Source organism: Oribacterium sp. Sow4_G1_1 (assembly GCF_052116105.1).
GTDB lineage: Bacteria > Bacillota > Clostridia > Lachnospirales > Lachnospiraceae > Oribacterium.
The window spans coordinates 63,247-78,831 of the sequence record NZ_JBQKLS010000001.1; the positions used below are offsets into that span (position 1 = coordinate 63,247).

The following is a 15,585-nucleotide window of genomic DNA, read 5'->3' on the forward strand; positions in this document are numbered from 1 at the left end:
GCGTTTTTGTACGAAATATACATTTCGTTGATTTTTTCGCCGGCTCTATTTACAACTTTTGTCCAGGAAAATATAATTATGTGTAGCGAAAACGTATTCGTAAATTTGTTAATTTCAGACTCTATTTTTTGTGTTTTAAGAATTATATAGAAGGAGGCTTTATGAAATTCGGTCATTTCGATGACGCACAGCGAGAATATGTCATCACGACTCCGAAGACCCCTCTCCCATGGATCAACTACCTCGGGTCCCGGGACTTCTTCAGTCTCATCTCGAACACGGCAGGAGGCTACTCCTTCTATAAGGATGCGAAACTCCTGCGTCTCACCCGCTACCGTTACAACAACTGTCCGCTCGACCAGGGTGGCCGCTACTACTATATCAAGGATGGCGACAGCATCTGGAATCCGGGCTGGCAGCCGACGCAGACTACGCTTGATTCGTATGAGTGTCGTCACGGTCTCGGCTATACCGTCATCACAAGCCGGAAGAATCAGCTCGAGGCGAAGCTCGAGGCCTTCGTGCCGGTGGACGACGCCTGTGAGATCAACCGCATCACCCTGCGAAATGATGGTGTGACGGCCAGAAGCATTGACCTCTTCAGCTTCGTCGAGTTCTGTCTCTGGAACGCGCAGGACGATCAGACGAACTTCCAGCGGAACTTCTCGACGGGCGAGGTCGAGGTGATCGGCAGCACGATCTACCATAAGACAGAGTATCGCGAGCGTCGGAATCACTATGCGGTATTTTCCGTCAACAGACCGGTCGTCGGCTTCGACACAAGCCGTGACGCCTTCATCGGTGTCTACAACGGCTTCCATAATCCGGAGGCAGTGCTCGCCGGCGAGAGTCGCAACTCCATCGCCCATGGCTGGCAGCCGATCGGCTCGCATCATCTGAAGGTTGAGCTCGCACCGGGCGCATCCGAGAGCTTCATCTTCGTGCTCGGCTACTGTGAGAATCCGGTCGACGAGAAGTGGGAAGCGCCGGGCATCATCAATAAGAAGCCGGCGGAGAAGCTTCTCGCGAAGTATCAGACGGACGCGCAGGTGGACGCTGCGCTCGCAGAGCTGAAGGCCTACTGGGATGGTCTCCTCAGCAGCTATACGGTACACAGCAGCGACGAGAAGCTGAACCGCGTCGTGAATATCTGGAATCAGTATCAGTGCATGGTGACCTTCAACATGTCCCGCTCCGCCTCCTACTTCGAGAGCGGCATGGGCCGTGGCATGGGCTTCCGTGACAGCTGTCAGGACCTGCTCGGGTTCGTCCATCTGATTCCGACCCGCGCACGCGAACGCATCCTCGACATCGCGAACACACAGCTTCCGGATGGCTCCTGCTATCATCAGTACCAGCCGCTGACCAAGAAGGGCAATGCTGACATCGGTGGCGGTTTCAACGATGATCCGCTCTGGCTGATTGCCTGCACACATGCCTATCTCGCGGAGACCGGCGACTTCTCGATTCTCGATGAAGCCTGTGCCTGGGATTCGGATTTCACGGATGCGAAGCCGCTCATGGAGCATCTCCGTCGGAGCTTCCATTTCACCGTCACGCATAAGGGACCGCACCAGCTGCCGCTGATCGGTCGCGCCGACTGGAACGACTGTCTGAACCTGAACTGCTTCTCCGAGGAGCCGGGTGAGAGCTTCCAGACCACCGGTCCATCCGAGGGTCCGGTCGCGGAATCGGTCTTCATCGCCGGCATGTTCGTGAAGTACGGAAAGGAATATGCAGATATCTGCCGTCATATCGGTCTTTGTGAGGAGGCTGCCTCCGTCGATCAGGAAGTCGCCGCGATGGTCGAGGCCGTCGAGACCGCTGGCTGGGACGGTGAGTGGTTCATCCGTGCCTTCGATGCATACTCGAATCCGGTGGGCTCTCACGTCTGTGAGGAGGGCCAGATCTTCATCGAGCCACAGGGCATGTGTGTCATGGCCGGCATCGGTGTCGAGGATGGCAAGGCCGCGACGGCACTCGCGTCCGTGGAGAAGCGCCTCGAGTGCAAGTATGGTATCGTACTGAACCAGCCGGCCTATACACGGTATCACGTGGAGCTCGGTGAGATCTCCTCCTACCCGCCTGGATATAAGGAGAACGCCGGGATCTTCTGTCATAATAATCCATGGATCGCAGCAGCCGAAACGATGATCGGTCATGGAAACCGTGCCTTCGAGGTCTTCAAGAAGACCTGCCCGATCTATCTCGAGGACATCTCGGAGATCCACCGTACGGAGCCGTATGTCTACTGCCAGATGGTGGCCGGACGTGATGCGGCGACCCCGGGCGAGGGCAAGAACAGCTGGCTGACCGGCACCGCAGCCTGGACCTTTACCTGCATGAGCCAGTACATCCTCGGCATCCAACCGAGCCTGGACGGTCTCCGCATCGACCCTTGCATCCCGGATACACTCGAGCACTACACCGTCGATCGGCTCTACCGTGGCAGTCACTACCACATCACGATCGACAACCACGCCCACGCTGAAAAGGGCGTCACCTCTATGACGGTGGATGGCGCTCCGGTCGCCGGCAATGTCATCCCGCTGGGGCTCAGCGGCGAGCAGCATGAGGTCGTGGTGACGTTAGGATAAGAGCCCGGAGGACGGGCAGAAGAAGCACAGTACTACGAGACCGGAAAAATCTAAATTTCAGAATGCCAAAGAGCGCTACCGAAAAAACGGCAGCGCTCTTTTCCATTTCAGGCCCAACTATCTACTATTCAGCATTTTCAAAAATAGTAGATATGTTTTCGGGCTCCAAAACGAGTTTTAAAAAGAAAACTATCCAATATCCGATGATTTCAAAAATAATAGATATAGAATAGCTAATTTCGAAAGCCTCTTCTCCGACTGACTATCCAGCTTTTTAAAATTTATCGAATATTGGATACAAGAACTTCTCTGTAATCAACAATCCTCAAAAAACGATATCCACTAATTCAAAATTTCTCGATAATTCGATAGTACATTTTTGAGCATATGAGTAATTCCGAGTAAATCTATCCAATGATTGATTGTTTTTAAAATAGTAGATATTTGTGTAGTAAGCATTATGGATACTTACGGGTCAAGTTCCCGCTCAACCTTGTGAATGAGGTGCAGAAGCATCGGGATGAGGTAGGCGCAGGCGGCGAGCCAGGCGGCCTGGTCGGTCCAGCAGATGGCGCTGTAGCCGAAGAGCGGGACGCAGATCGTGGCGACGAGGATACGGGCGACCATCTCGAGGGCACCACTGATGACGGACAGTGCGCTGAAGCCGAGGCTCTGGATCGCGTAGCGTGTGACGTCGAGGATGGCGAGCAGCCAGTAGAGGAGGCCGAGCGCGCCCATATACCGGGCAGCTGCGTCGATGACCGAGACATTGGCCGCATCGACGAAGAGGCTGCCGAGGAAGTGTCCGCCGAAGTTCATGATCACACCGGCGACGATGCCGTAGCCGACCGCAAGTGCGAGCGTCACGCGGATGCCCTGCTTCACACGGTCCATCTTATGCGCGCCCATGTTCTGACCGACGAAGGTCGCCATCGCGGTGGCCACGGCGTCAAACGGGCAGAGCATCAGCTGCTTCACCTTCGTGCCGGCGGTGAAACCGGAGACGTAGATGGAGCCGAGGCCGTTGTTCGCGGACTGCATGACCATCGAGCCGATCGCGGTGACCGAATACTGGAGGCCCATCGGCAGGCCCATGACGACGAGGTTCCGGGCCACGGTACTGTTCCAGTGGCAGTCCTCGCGCGTCGGATGCAGTACCGGCATCACGCGGATGATGTAGACGAGGCAGGCGATGCCGCTCAGGGCCTGCGCGGTGATCGTCGCCAGCGCGACGCCGGCACAGCCGAGGTGAAGCACCGCGATGCAGAACAGATCCAGAAATACGTTCAGAAAGGTCGAGATCGCGAGGAAGATGAAGGGTGCCTTCGAGTTTCCGACCGCGCGGAGCAGGCTTGACAGCAGGTTATAGAGGAGTGTGAACGGGATGCCGAGGAAGATGATCAGCAGGTACCGGTACGCGTCCTGGTATATGTCTTCCGGCGTCTGCATGATGTGCATGATGAGCGGGCACAGGAGTGCGGTCAATGTCGTCAGTACCGCAGCGATGATGACCGTCACCACGAGGCTGTGGTACACGTAGCGCCGGAGTCCCTGCATATCCTCTGCGCCGAAGCGCTGTGACACCGGGATACCGAAGCCTGCGCAGCTGCCCATGCAAAAACCGAGCACAAGGAACTGGACGCTCGAGCTGGAGCCGACCGCGGCCAGCGCATCCGCACCGAGCAGACGCCCGACGATCATCGCATCGACGATGTTGTAAAACTGCTGAAACAGATTCCCGAGCAGAAGCGGAATCATGAAAACGAGGATCAAACGAAGCGGGGAGCCCGACGTCATGCTCTGAACATTACTTTTACTCATATACTACCTGATTATCTGTATAAATACCTGGCTTCTTCTATTGAAAGAGGGTTGACAGCCCCTCATTTTAAGTAGTTACTTTACGGTCGTCAATATGGAAATATCGATGGATTTCATCGGAACTTTAAAATGAGCTCTGCCGTAAGTGGCAGAGCTCTATGGGGCAAAATGCATCGTGGGAAATGCATCCGCTGTCAGATGTCCGGTTCGAGTCCTCGATATACCCGCGGATCCGAACGCTGTGTTCAGCATGTTTCAATACATGCTTCGTATCTAGAACTTACTCGACGATCGCGCCGGAGTCGGCGGAGTGGACGAGCTTCGCGTATTTCTTGAGGTAACCGGTGAGGTTGCGCTGCTCGCGTACCTTCATGGTCTTCTTACGCTCTTCGAGTTCCTCGTCGGAAACTTCGAGGTTGATGGAGTAGTTCGGGATGTCGATCTTGATCTTATCGCCATCCTTCACGTATGCGATGGTACCGCCGGCCTGGGCCTCCGGGGAAACATGTCCGATCGCTGCGCCACGGGATGCGCCGGAGAAACGTCCGTCGGTGATGAGGGATACAGTCGTATCAAGCTTCATACCGGCGATGGCAGAGGTCGGTCCGAGCATCTCACGCATACCAGGTCCGCCGGCCGGACCCTCATAACGGATCACGACACAGTCACCCGGCTTGATCTCGCCACCGTAAATCGCCTTGATGGCGTCTTCCTCGGAGTCGAAGCAGCGCGCGGTGCACTCATTGACCATCATCTCAGGTGCGACTGCCGAACGCTTGACGATGGAGCCATGTGGTGCCAGGTTACCATACAGCACGGCGAGACCGCCCTCCTTGAGGTATGGGTTATCGAACGGACGGATGACCTCCGGGTTCCGGTTGACGCTGTCCTTCGTCGCCTCACCGATCGTCTCACCGAGCACGGTCATACAGTCTCTGTGGATCAGGCCATGCTGATCGAGCTCGTGGATGACGGCATAGATTCCGCCGGCATCCATGAGGTCCTGCATGTGGTGGTGACCCGCCGGTGCCAGGTGGCAGAGGTTCGGGGTACGATCGGAGATCTCGTTGATCTTATGAAGATCGAACGGAACGCCTGCCTCATGCGCTACGGCCATGAGGTGCAGTGCGGTATTGGTGGAGCAGCCGAGGGCCATATCGGTGGTCAGGCAGTTCTCGATCGCATCTGCAGTGATGATGTCACGCGGACGGATGTTCTGCTCGAGGACCTTCATCACCTGCATGCCGGCCAGCTTTGCGAGACGGATACGCTCCGAATAGACCGCCGGGATGGTACCATTGCCCGGAAGTGCCATGCCCAGTACCTCGCAGAGGGAGTTCATGGAGTTCGCGGTGAACATACCAGAACAGGAGCCGCAGGTCGGACAGCAGGTATTCTCGATGTCGAGGACGCCCTTCTCGTCCATAAGACCAGCCTTGAACGCACCGACGGCCTCGAACGCGGTGTTCAGGTCACGCTGATGAAGAGACAGCATTGGCCCACCGGATACGAAAACGGATGGCAGATTCAGACGGCAGGCAGCGAGGAGCATGCCCGGTACGATCTTATCGCAGTTCGGGATGAAGACGAGGGCGTCGAGAGCGTGGCCGCTCGCCATACACTCAATGGTGTCGGTGATCAGCTCGCGGGATGACAGTGAGAAGTGCATGCCATCGTGGCCCATCGCGATACCGTCGCAGACAGCGATGGTGTTGAACTCGAGTGGCGTGCCGCCGGCCATCAGGATACCATCCTTGACCGCACGGGAGATCTGCTGCAGGTGCTCATGACCCGGAACGACCTCGGTAAATGAATTGACGACGCCGATCAGCGGACGGCGGATCTGCTCGTCGGTCAGGCCGTCGGCCTTCAGAAGTGAACGGTGCGGGGTACGCTCGATACCCTTCTTTACTACATCACTACGCATAATATGCCTCCTTGTTAATAAAAATTTAATGGGGTCAGACCCCCTTACGAAATTCTTAAGCCAGAATCAGTCCTGGGAACGCCAGTGGTACATAGAGGATCACGAAGAACACCACGATGAGGCCGATCAGGTACGGGATGATGGCCTTCGATATCTTCGTCATCGGAAGTCCCGTGATACCCGAGGCGACGAAGAGGTTGATGGCTACCGGCGGGGTGATCATACCGATGGCGAGGCCGACGGCGAATACCACACCGAAGTGGACGAGGTTCACGCCCATCGCCTTCACGAGCGGAAGGAATACCGGGGTGAGCAGAATGATCGCAGAGGAGGTCTCCATGAAGACACCAGCGACCAGGATGATAAGACCGATCAGGAAGAGGATGATGTAGGTATTGCTCGAAACGGAGAGAACAGCCTTCGAAATCATCTCCGGGATCTTCCAGTTCGCCAGTACCCAGCCGAACGGACCGGAGAAGCCGATGATCAGCATGATGACGGAGGAGGTCTTCGCAGAGTTCTTCATGATCTCCATGAGGCCCTTCGGCGTGAGGTCACGGTACACGAAGAAGCCGATGAGGATGGAGTAGATAACCGCGACATCGGCTGCCTCGGACGGGGTGAAGTAGCCGGAGAAGATGCCACCGAGGATGATCAGCGGCATGAGGATGCCCCAGACCGCATGGAGGAAGGTTCTCAGGACGTTCTTCACGCTGAGCGGTGTGCCCTTCGGGTAGTTGAGCTTCCGCGCTTCGACGAGGGCGATGACGATCAGGATCACACCCATCGTGATACCCGGGATGAAGCCGTTACGGAAAAGGGTATTGACCGACTGCTCTGCGATGACGGCGTAGAGCACCATCGGAACGGATGGCGGGATGACGACGCCGATCGTACCGGCAGCGGCGATGAGGGCGGCAGACTTATCGACATGATAGCCGCGCTTCTCGAGCTCCGGGATGAGGGTCGCACCGACGGCTGCGGTGGTCGCTGCACCAGATCCGGAAATCGCGGCGAAGAACATGCCGGCGAGGACGGAAACGATGGTGAGGCCGCCACGGATCCAGCCGAGGAGGGACTCTGCGAACTCGACGAGCACCTTCGACACGGCGCCCTTCGACATGAGGTCACCGGCGAGGATGAAGAACGGAACCGCGATCAGCGAGAAGCTGTCCTGCGCAGTGAAGATACGCTGCACCATCATGAGGGCAGGTACGTCACCGGCGACGAGGGTGATGAAGGCGGCGATGGCGATGGTGAAGCCGACCGGAACACCGAGAAGAAGTAAAATTGCGAACGAAATAAACAGTACGGCTGCCATTATGACTCCACCTCCTTCACTTCATCCATGTGGAACAGCTGCTGCAGGAACGCATCCAGCGCATGTACGGCCATAAGGCCGCAACCGAGGTCAATGCCTAAGTATACATAGCGCATCGGCCAGCGGAGGGATGCGGAAAGCTGTGTTCCCTGCTTTCCGAAATACTTATAGCCGTAGTAAACGACCACCAGGCAGAGGGCGAAACAGAGTGCATGCACGAGAAGCTGCATCACTCTCTTCACCGGTGCCGGCATCACATCCTGCAGTACCGTGACGGCGATGTGTCCGCCGTGCTTATAGACACACCCTGCACCGAGCATCGAGCACCAGATCAGTAAATAACGGGTGGCCTCCTCGGACCACTGTAACGACTTAAAGAAGATACGGCACACGATCTGCGCACCGGTGATGATGACCATCAGAAGCAGCATCGCGAAGATGACGTAGCCCATCACCTTATCGATCGCATCTGACAACTTATGAACAGCTTTAACAAATCCCACTTTGTCTGCCCCTTTCACTACCTGCTTCAGGTATCTGTACGACCCCTGTTTCTGAGACGGAGCCTGCGCGAGCAGGCTCCGTCTCAGCTTTATTTCTACATAAACTTCTTAATATGAACGTTCGGATAGGAAGTGTTTGCGTAGCGATACCTTCGAACGTTTCACTTTCCAATGATCCGAAAAATCACTTAACTGTAGCGATGACGTCGTTGATCTTCTTTACATAATCGGCATACTGAGGATATGCATCATATACCGGCTGTACAGCTGCCTTGAAGGAAGCGATATCCGGGTTCTCCTCGACCTCCATGCCGTTGTCCTTCATCGCCTGAAGCTGATCTGCCTCCTGAGCGGCTACCCACTCTCTCTCATACTCTGCGGCATCCTGTGCTGCATCGAGGAATACCTGCTGGATGTCGGCGTCGAGCTCGTTGAACTTATCGAGGGACATGGTGACGATCGCAGTGGAGTAGCTGTGACCATCGAGGGTTGCGTACTTCTGGGACTCCCAGAGCTTATAGGAGTTGATAACGTTGATCGGGTTCTCCTCACCATCGACGGTGCCCTGCTGTAAAGCGGTCAGTGCATCGGACCATGCCATCGGCGTTGCGTTGACACCGAGTGCATCGAAGGCCTTCTGGTAAACCTCGTTCTCCATCACACGGATCTTGAGGCCCTTTACATCCTCTGCGGTCTTGATCGGACGAACGTTGTTTGTGAGATCACGGAAGCCTCTCTCTGCATATGCGAGACCCTTGAGGCCGGAACCCTCGAGTGTATCGAGAAGAGAACGACCTACCTCACCATCGAGCACAGCGTATGCCTGCTCCTTGTTCTCGAAGAGATACGGCATGTCGAGTACACCCATATCCGAGGAGAAATTTACGAACGGTCCGGACGTCACGATACCCATATCGAGGGTGCCCATCTGCATGGACTCAAGCATATCACGCTCACCACCGAGGTCTCCGTTCGGGTGAAGCTCGATCGCATACTTGCCGTCGGTCTTATCCTGTACATCCTGTGCGAACTTTACCGCTGCGATCATGAAGGAATCCTGCTCGTTGGTGGTCATACCAAGCTTGAGCACGGTTGCGCCCTCCGGGATCTCCGGCTGAACGTTCGATGCGTTCTTTACATCATCATCGGCTGCGGCTGCTGTGGTCTCTGCACCAGCTGCCGTGGTCTCCTCTGCAGCTGCCGTGGTGTCTGCGGCTGCGGCGGTCGTCTCTGCGGCTGCTGCCGTGGTTGCCTCTGGTGTGCTGGATGATCCGCAGGCTGCCAGGGATGCTGCCATCGCACCGGCCATCATCATGGCCATCATTCTGTTCTTTCTCATAATGTCTCCTCCTCAAATTGTATCAACAAATGTAAACGTTTTTATATTTCATCCGCCGAAGCGGCTGAAAGCTTCTTCCATCCATACAGGGCCAATGCTTACGGATTTACTTCATCACGAATCCGCCCATACATGGTCGATTTGTTTTTGAAATCGATCGGTGCAAGCAGATACAAAAAAAGCCTTTGTCTCTTTTTATCAAAGAGACAAAGGCTGTAAAGTCCTCTGCGGTACCACTCTCATTGTCGAATAAAACGACCACTCTGTCGCATCTATCAATGCTTAGTCCTTTAACGGAGACCAGCCCGGCGTAACCTACTAACCAGTGCGTTCAGCGCGCAACTCAGAGATGATTTTCACAGCTTTCGTTCCACTGTCTCGCACCCTCCGACAGCTCTCTGGCTCGCTCCAACTGCTACTTTTTCTCGTCAACGTTTTTTGCTCTGTATTGATTTATTCGTAATTTACGCCTTTTCCACTGCAGTGTCAAGAATCAAGCGTAGTGCAAAAATTCATAGCTGTTATAACACAGTAACAGTTCAGACAGGAGACCCGGAGCGGCGGCAACAGAGGCACAGTACTCCGTTGCCGCTCCTCCGGGTCTCCTGGCTGCTTGAACTGTTACATAACACATCGTTTATCAAGTATGTAAAAAAACTATATCTCGGTACTACGCAGATTTGCTAATATATATGAAAATATCCGTCTGCATGGCATGAACGGGAAGGTCAGGGAGGAAATCATGAAGACGAAAGTTTATATCGATGGTCAGAGTGGCACGACGGGACTTCAGATCTATGACCGGATCGGTCAACGCGAGGATCTCGAGCTGCTGCGGATTCCGGAGGAGCTCCGGCACGATCCGGATGAGCGGAAGAAGTATCTCAACAGCGCAGATATCGTATTTCTCTGTCTGCCAGATGAAGGTGCCAGAGAAGCGGTTTCCTTCATTGATAATCCGAACGTGCGCGTGATCGATGCGTCGACGGCACACCGGACGAATCCGGACTGGACCTATGGCTATCCGGAGCTGTCGAAGGCGCAGCGGGAGGCGATTCGCACGAGTAAGCGTGTGGCGAATCCGGGCTGCCATGCGACGGGCTTCATTTCGACGACGGCTCCGCTGGTGGCGATGGGCGTGCTTCCGAAGGACTACCCGATGAGCTGCTACAGCCTGACCGGCTACTCCGGGGGTGGCAAGAAGATGATCGCGGAGTACGAGGCAGAAGGACGTTCTGAGCTGCTGGACGCGCCGGGCATCTATGGTCTCAACCTGCAGCATAAGCATCTGCCGGAGATGCAGACGGTGACGGGACTCGCGTATCCGCCAGTGTTCATGCCGGTCGTGGACGATTATTATAAGGGCATGGCGACGACGATTATGCTCCAGAACCGGCTTCTGCCTGGGCAACCGAGCGCGGAGGAGATCTGTGCGAAGCTCGCAGACTACTATCGTGATGAGCACTTCGTATCCGTCGTGCCGTTCGGCGAGAATGACAGCAAGCTCTATGCAAATAAGCTTGCCGGCACAAACCGCCTCGAGATCGTGGTCTGTGGACATGAGGAGCAGACGACGGTGACCGCAGTTTTCGACAACCTCGGAAAGGGTGCGAGCGGTGCTGCGGTGCAGAACATGAACATCATGCTCGGACTGCCAGAGGAAACGGGCCTCGAGTGATCTCGAACGGTGTCCATTTCAACATGTAAACAGAGCCGTCGCGTGAATGATGAAACTCCATGAGCATTTCACCATTCGCGCGACGGCTCTGTTTGTTAGATTTCTGTCCGTGATTGCTCACTTCACATCCGTGGCGTCGTCTGGTCCGAGGTCGATGATGTCGCCACCGTCCTTCGGCGTCGGTACGAGGCGGGCACGGTCAGACAGGCTGTGGTCGCCTGCATCGGACCAATGCTGACGGTCCGCCGCACGGGTGGCACGCCCATCCACAGTGCGGCCGTCGGCAGAGGCGGTCTGCAGGCCGAAGCGTCGCGCGATGTAGTCGTGGAGCGATCCGGAGATGTAGAAGATGCCGAGGATCAGCAGGATCTGCGGCATCACGAAAATGCTGAGTGCCGTGAGAAGGCCGTTCACGAGCTTTGCACGGGTCAGGAAGAGACGGATCAGAAGCGAGATCGCGATCGCACCGAAGCACATCAGGATGATATAGCCGACGATGCCGATGATCTGGAGCAGGCTCTGGAGGATCGCGTTCTCGAGCGGCTTCGCGAAGGTGTAATTATAAGCGAAGAAGGCGAGGATGGACAGGACGCCCAGCCAGCGCGGCGGGTAATACTCGATGATCGGCTTCGGCTGCGGTACCGCCACGTGGAGACGACGCAGGATCAGAAGGCTGAGCTCATAGATGATAAAGCCCTGGACGGCACCGGTGAAGGCGACGGAAATGATCAGGATACGCTTCAGAAAATCCGGCGTCAGCATCTGCCGGAAGACATCCATCTGGGCAGCGCTCTGCGCGGTCGCTCCGGCACCGGTGAACTTCTGTGCCGAGTTAAGGGCCTCCGTCATGATCGTCTGCATCTCGAGGACATCCTGATCGAGCGTCGTGCCCGAGATGACCGCGAGGAGGAGGACATTGACCAGCTCCGCGATGATCGAGAGCAGCATCACGAGTAGGAGGGTACGAGTCATATCCTTCTTATCGTGGATACGACTGCCGAGGATCATGCCAATGAAGGCCATGCAGGACGAGTAGATGAGCGTCGTCGGCAGACTGAAGAACACGGCCATCAGCGTGGATGCGATCCAGACCGCGAAGCTCGAGCAGAGACCGTAACGCGCGCCGTAGGCGACCATCGGAATCGGCAGGATGAAGATGAGCGCCCCCTGGAACATGGAGCCGGTCTGGCGGTCGATCAGGAGCAGGATCGTAAAGAGCGCGGTGATCATCGCACCGAACGTGATTTTCTGAGTTTTCTGGTTCAATATGTTTACCTCGGTTCTGAATTCTGATGTCGTACCAGTAAGGATCAGCGCCAGGGGCCCCTGGCTCGACTGAACTGATACGAATCTTATAATTATATAGCATATCTCTGCGTGTTTATCCTGAAATTTCGGAAATATTATGGTGGAATTTCATAGAGCAGAGTGTTATAGTCGGAACGTTTGAAATTTTCCATCACAGGAGTTCGCAATGAAACTGATCAAATCAAGAAGAAACCTGTTGATTCATCTTTGCATGGCCTTCATGGGCGGCTACGCCGGCATGTACGGCATCCTGGTCCGCGGTTCGTTCGGGCAGGCCGTCACCTCGAATCTCGCAAATGTCTTCCGGCATCTGCTGCTCGGGGACAATGTCGAGGACGCGCTGTTTCGCGCCGGTGCACTGCTGGTCTTTCTGTTTTCACTCGCACTTACGCACATCCTGCAGATGAAGGACCGTCGCATCGCAGAAATCACCTGCCTCGTATCACAGCTTGCCTGCATCCTGATTTCGGCAGCGATCCCGGAAGCCACGCAGGGCGCACTCGCGCTCTATCCGATCTTTTTCCTGACCGGTATCCAGTGGGGCACCTTCACCGGTGCCGAGGGCTTCAACAGCGCGACGATCTTCTGCTCGAATAATTCGAAGCAGGCACTCTTCGGCTGGATCGACTATATCCTCACCGGAAAGCACGAAAGCTTCCGGCAGGGACTCTTCTACACCGCGACCCTCGTTTTCTTCTATGCCGCCGTCGTCATCTCCGTCTTCATGAGTGATCGCTTCGGTGCGCACGCCATCCTCCTCGAGCTGCTGCCGCTCACGCTGGTCGCCGGTGTCTGGCTCATCAACGACCGCGCCGCCGCGAAGGACGTGGCGATCGCTGCGTAAGCCCGGGGTGCTCGTGCAGAGGACGCCATCTGTTACATGTTGATATAGACGCTATATGGCTGCCGCACCCGATGGTGCGACAGCCATTTTGATTTGTAACCGTTCTGGTAGTGGGGACCCGGAGGGGCGGCAACGGAGGCACAGCACTCCGAGACCGGTTCAATCTAAGCCGGGGACCCTAAGCGGCACTATCACTTCGATTTCGCAGAACTTCATGCCTGCTGCAGGCGGGTCGCTGTCCAGTAGGCCCCCATCGACTGGCCCGGCTGCTCGGTGACGTCGTCCGTCAGATACGCGCCGAGGCCGACCGAAGCCGGGTCGAAGGCCCGTGCCTCGTCCTCGCTTCTGAACTCGACTTCCGCATACCAGAACTCGGTCGGTGCGCCCTCGTCTACATGATTCACCTCGAGCTGATGGCCATCCGGCAGCAGGTAGGTCCGGCGAAGCTTCGGGATCAGCGGCAGACCGATGAGATCCTCGAGCTCGAGGAAGCGCGCTTCCTCGATCGAAAACTCGATTTCCTTCCGGCTGAGCCGTCCCTTCGACTTGAAGCAGAGGATGAACTCATCCTTCAGCGGCGCGCCATCACTCGACACCCGCAGCTTCTCCTCGCGGATCCGCACGGTCGGTCGCACCGACACGTAGCCCTGTCGCATCTCCTCTTCCTTCCGCAGCGGATAGCCCTCCGGCCAGCCCTGCACCATCCACTTACGCTCGATTTCCATTCCCATATCTCTACCTCAACTTAAAAACTGAAAGCCCATCACGACGATGCCGAGGATCACCAGGATGACGCCGGTCGCCCGATTCAGGGTTTTCGCGGATGCCCGATTTGCGAAGACAGCAGCGACACGCGCCCAGAGGAAGGTGAACACGATGCACAGCACCCAGACGGTCACATCCGGCATGCCACCGATCGCGAAGTGTGAAACCGCGCCGGTCAGCGCCGTGAAGGTCATGATGAAAACGCTGGTGCCCACGGCGGTCTTCAGCTCATAGCCGAGGACGGAGGTGAGGATCAGCAGCATCATCATACCACCACCGGCACCGATGAAGCCACAGATAAATCCGATCAGGACACCGCAGAGGATGGACTGGATCGCCCGCTTCTTTGCGGACACGCCCTGCATGGACTCCTTCGTCGTCATGACCGGACGCACGATAAACTTGATGCCGAGCAGGAAGGTCATGAAGACAGAGAAGCTCCCCATGGTTGCAGATGGTACGAGCGACGAAATATAGCTCCCGACGACGGTAAAAGTCAGCACACTGATCATCATGATGATGCCGTTTCGGATGTCGAGATTTTTATTCTTTCCATAGGTATAGGCAGAGACCGCGCTCGCCAGCACATCCGATGAGAGCGCGATCCCGACAGCCATATACGGATCCATGCCGAGGAAGGTGACGAGCATCGGTGTGATCACGGCAGCCGCGCTCATCCCCGCGAAACCGGTGCCGAGGCCGGCGCCCATGCCGGCGAAAAAGGTAACGATAATCGTAAATAGAAGTGACATAATGAAGCCTCCATCGGGTCAAATCGACCCTCATCCTGTAAAATTCTGTGTCTATCTCACATGATCATCGGGCAAATGCCCGGATCATGATCGTCGAAACGGCACGAATGTCCGTATCCGTGCGCTGCGTCATCCATCGATCTGAGCTATATTTTTCTCCATCTGCATCAACACCATGCGAAACGCGGCGAGCGTCGGTTCATCGATGCCCTGGAGCAGTGTGTCGATAAACTGCGCCTGCACTGCGCGACCTTTCTCGACGATCGGTGCCGCCTTCTCCGTGAGCTTGAGCTCTACCTTCCGGCGGTCATGCGCGACCTCGCAGCGCACGAGCAGTCCCTCCTGAACCAGGCGATCGACGTTGATCGATACCAGGTTCGCCTTGATCCGGCGGATCTCCACGATATCCCGTGCGCTCTTGTACTCCGGATGATTCGCGAGAAACATCAGGATATCGAACGCCGTCTGCGGGATGTCGAGCTCATGACAAAGCGCCTTACAGCTCCGCGTATACGCCCGGCTGATCTTATCTGCAAAAGAAATATCGAACATGTTTCCTCCATTTTTGATTAGTTCATTTTTGAACAAAGCGAAGTATAGAACGATTTAAAAGAAATGTAAAGCACTTCATCCTATTTCAACCAGACTTTGTGCCCAAAAGTCGAGGACACGCCGTGACCGTTCCGTGCACTATTTTGTTACTGAAAATAAAACCCGCACAAATATCCGT

12 protein-coding genes and 1 other annotated feature are annotated in these 15,585 nt (G+C 55.8%); of the genes, 3 read left to right on the forward strand and 9 right to left on the reverse strand.

Annotated elements, in window-relative coordinates; all coding sequences use genetic code 11:
* Positions 1-161: 161 nt before the first annotated feature.
* Positions 162-2,597 (forward strand): GH36-type glycosyl hydrolase domain-containing protein, encoded by a 2,436-nt coding sequence (locus ACTQ52_RS00275; RefSeq protein WP_441981440.1) that lies wholly within the window; start codon positions 162-164, stop codon positions 2,595-2,597.
* A gap of 468 nt (positions 2,598-3,065) precedes the next feature.
* Here the strand turns inward: ACTQ52_RS00275 and ACTQ52_RS00280 are convergent, their stop codons facing one another.
* The 5 genes from ACTQ52_RS00280 to ACTQ52_RS00300 form a co-directional block, all read right to left on the reverse strand.
* Positions 3,066-4,418 carry an MATE family efflux transporter gene (locus ACTQ52_RS00280; protein ID WP_441981441.1) on the reverse strand — a complete coding sequence of 451 codons (1,353 nt, stop codon included), beginning with the start codon at positions 4,416-4,418 and terminating at the stop codon, positions 3,066-3,068.
* 280 nt (positions 4,419-4,698) lie between these two features.
* A complete protein-coding gene (gene ilvD / locus ACTQ52_RS00285; RefSeq protein WP_441226527.1) occupies positions 4,699-6,345 on the reverse strand; it encodes a dihydroxy-acid dehydratase in 1,647 nt (548 codons plus the stop codon).
* Between the two features lie 55 nt (positions 6,346-6,400).
* Positions 6,401-7,666 carry a TRAP transporter large permease gene (locus ACTQ52_RS00290; protein ID WP_441226528.1) on the reverse strand — a complete coding sequence of 422 codons (1,266 nt, stop codon included), beginning with the start codon at positions 7,664-7,666 and terminating at the stop codon, positions 6,401-6,403.
* Positions 7,666-8,169, reverse strand: a complete 504-nt coding sequence (locus ACTQ52_RS00295; protein WP_410042843.1) for a TRAP transporter small permease — start codon at positions 8,167-8,169, stop codon at positions 7,666-7,668. The genes ACTQ52_RS00290 and ACTQ52_RS00295 overlap by 1 nt, the downstream gene beginning before the upstream one ends.
* Positions 8,170-8,353: 184 nt before the next feature.
* Entirely contained in the window at positions 8,354-9,508 is a 1,155-nt protein-coding gene (locus tag ACTQ52_RS00300; protein ID WP_410042842.1) for a TRAP transporter substrate-binding protein, read from the reverse strand.
* Positions 9,509-9,707: 199 nt separating this feature from the next.
* Positions 9,708-9,949, reverse strand: a binding site (T-box leader).
* A gap of 301 nt (positions 9,950-10,250) precedes the next feature.
* Here ACTQ52_RS00300 and argC point away from each other — a divergent pair.
* Complete coding sequence (gene argC, locus ACTQ52_RS00305) at positions 10,251-11,186, forward strand: N-acetyl-gamma-glutamyl-phosphate reductase (RefSeq protein WP_441981442.1); 936 nt, start codon at positions 10,251-10,253, stop codon at positions 11,184-11,186.
* 117 nt (positions 11,187-11,303) lie between these two features.
* On the opposite strand, the gene ACTQ52_RS00310 is transcribed toward argC, so the two are convergent.
* A complete protein-coding gene (locus ACTQ52_RS00310; RefSeq protein WP_441981443.1) occupies positions 11,304-12,452 on the reverse strand; it encodes a DUF2232 domain-containing protein in 1,149 nt (382 codons plus the stop codon).
* Between the two features lie 208 nt (positions 12,453-12,660).
* On the opposite strand from ACTQ52_RS00310, the gene ACTQ52_RS00315 reads away from it, so the two are divergent.
* Positions 12,661-13,338 carry a DUF1275 family protein gene (locus ACTQ52_RS00315; protein ID WP_410042839.1) on the forward strand — a complete coding sequence of 226 codons (678 nt, stop codon included), beginning with the start codon at positions 12,661-12,663 and terminating at the stop codon, positions 13,336-13,338.
* A gap of 212 nt (positions 13,339-13,550) precedes the next feature.
* Here the strand turns inward: ACTQ52_RS00315 and ACTQ52_RS00320 are convergent, their stop codons facing one another.
* The 3 genes from ACTQ52_RS00320 to ACTQ52_RS00330 all read right to left on the reverse strand — a co-directional run bounded on the left by ACTQ52_RS00320 (position 13,551) and on the right by ACTQ52_RS00330 (position 15,407).
* Positions 13,551-14,069, reverse strand: a complete 519-nt coding sequence (locus ACTQ52_RS00320; RefSeq protein WP_441981444.1) for a CYTH domain-containing protein — start codon at positions 14,067-14,069, stop codon at positions 13,551-13,553.
* A 9-nt stretch (positions 14,070-14,078) separates the two neighbouring features.
* Positions 14,079-14,855: a sulfite exporter TauE/SafE family protein gene (locus ACTQ52_RS00325; protein ID WP_441981445.1), complete on the reverse strand. Its 777-nt coding sequence runs from the start codon at positions 14,853-14,855 to the stop codon at positions 14,079-14,081.
* A 129-nt stretch (positions 14,856-14,984) separates the two neighbouring features.
* Positions 14,985-15,407, reverse strand: a complete 423-nt coding sequence (locus ACTQ52_RS00330; protein WP_441981446.1) for a MarR family winged helix-turn-helix transcriptional regulator — start codon at positions 15,405-15,407, stop codon at positions 14,985-14,987.
* Between the last annotated feature and the right edge of the window lie 178 nt (positions 15,408-15,585).

Bases quoted from the DNA above. Each gene is read 5' to 3' on its own strand.
- ACTQ52_RS00280 (WP_441981441.1), bottom strand. From the start codon at position 4,418: ATGAGTAAAAGTAATGTTCAGAGCATGACGTCGGGCTCCCCGCTTCGT.
- ACTQ52_RS00300 (WP_410042842.1), bottom strand. From the start codon at position 9,508: ATGAGAAAGAACAGAATGATGGCCATGATGATGGCCGGTGCGATGGCA.
- ilvD (WP_441226527.1), bottom strand. From the start codon at position 6,345: ATGCGTAGTGATGTAGTAAAGAAGGGTATCGAGCGTACCCCGCACCGT.
- ACTQ52_RS00290 (WP_441226528.1), bottom strand. From the start codon at position 7,666: ATGGCAGCCGTACTGTTTATTTCGTTCGCAATTTTACTTCTTCTCGGT.
- argC (WP_441981442.1), top strand. From the start codon at position 10,251: ATGAAGACGAAAGTTTATATCGATGGTCAGAGTGGCACGACGGGACTT.
- ACTQ52_RS00325 (WP_441981445.1), bottom strand. From the start codon at position 14,855: ATGTCACTTCTATTTACGATTATCGTTACCTTTTTCGCCGGCATGGGC.
- ACTQ52_RS00330 (WP_441981446.1), bottom strand. From the start codon at position 15,407: ATGTTCGATATTTCTTTTGCAGATAAGATCAGCCGGGCGTATACGCGG.
- ACTQ52_RS00315 (WP_410042839.1), top strand. From the start codon at position 12,661: ATGAAACTGATCAAATCAAGAAGAAACCTGTTGATTCATCTTTGCATG.
- ACTQ52_RS00275 (WP_441981440.1), top strand. From the start codon at position 162: ATGAAATTCGGTCATTTCGATGACGCACAGCGAGAATATGTCATCACG.
- ACTQ52_RS00320 (WP_441981444.1), bottom strand. From the start codon at position 14,069: ATGGGAATGGAAATCGAGCGTAAGTGGATGGTGCAGGGCTGGCCGGAG.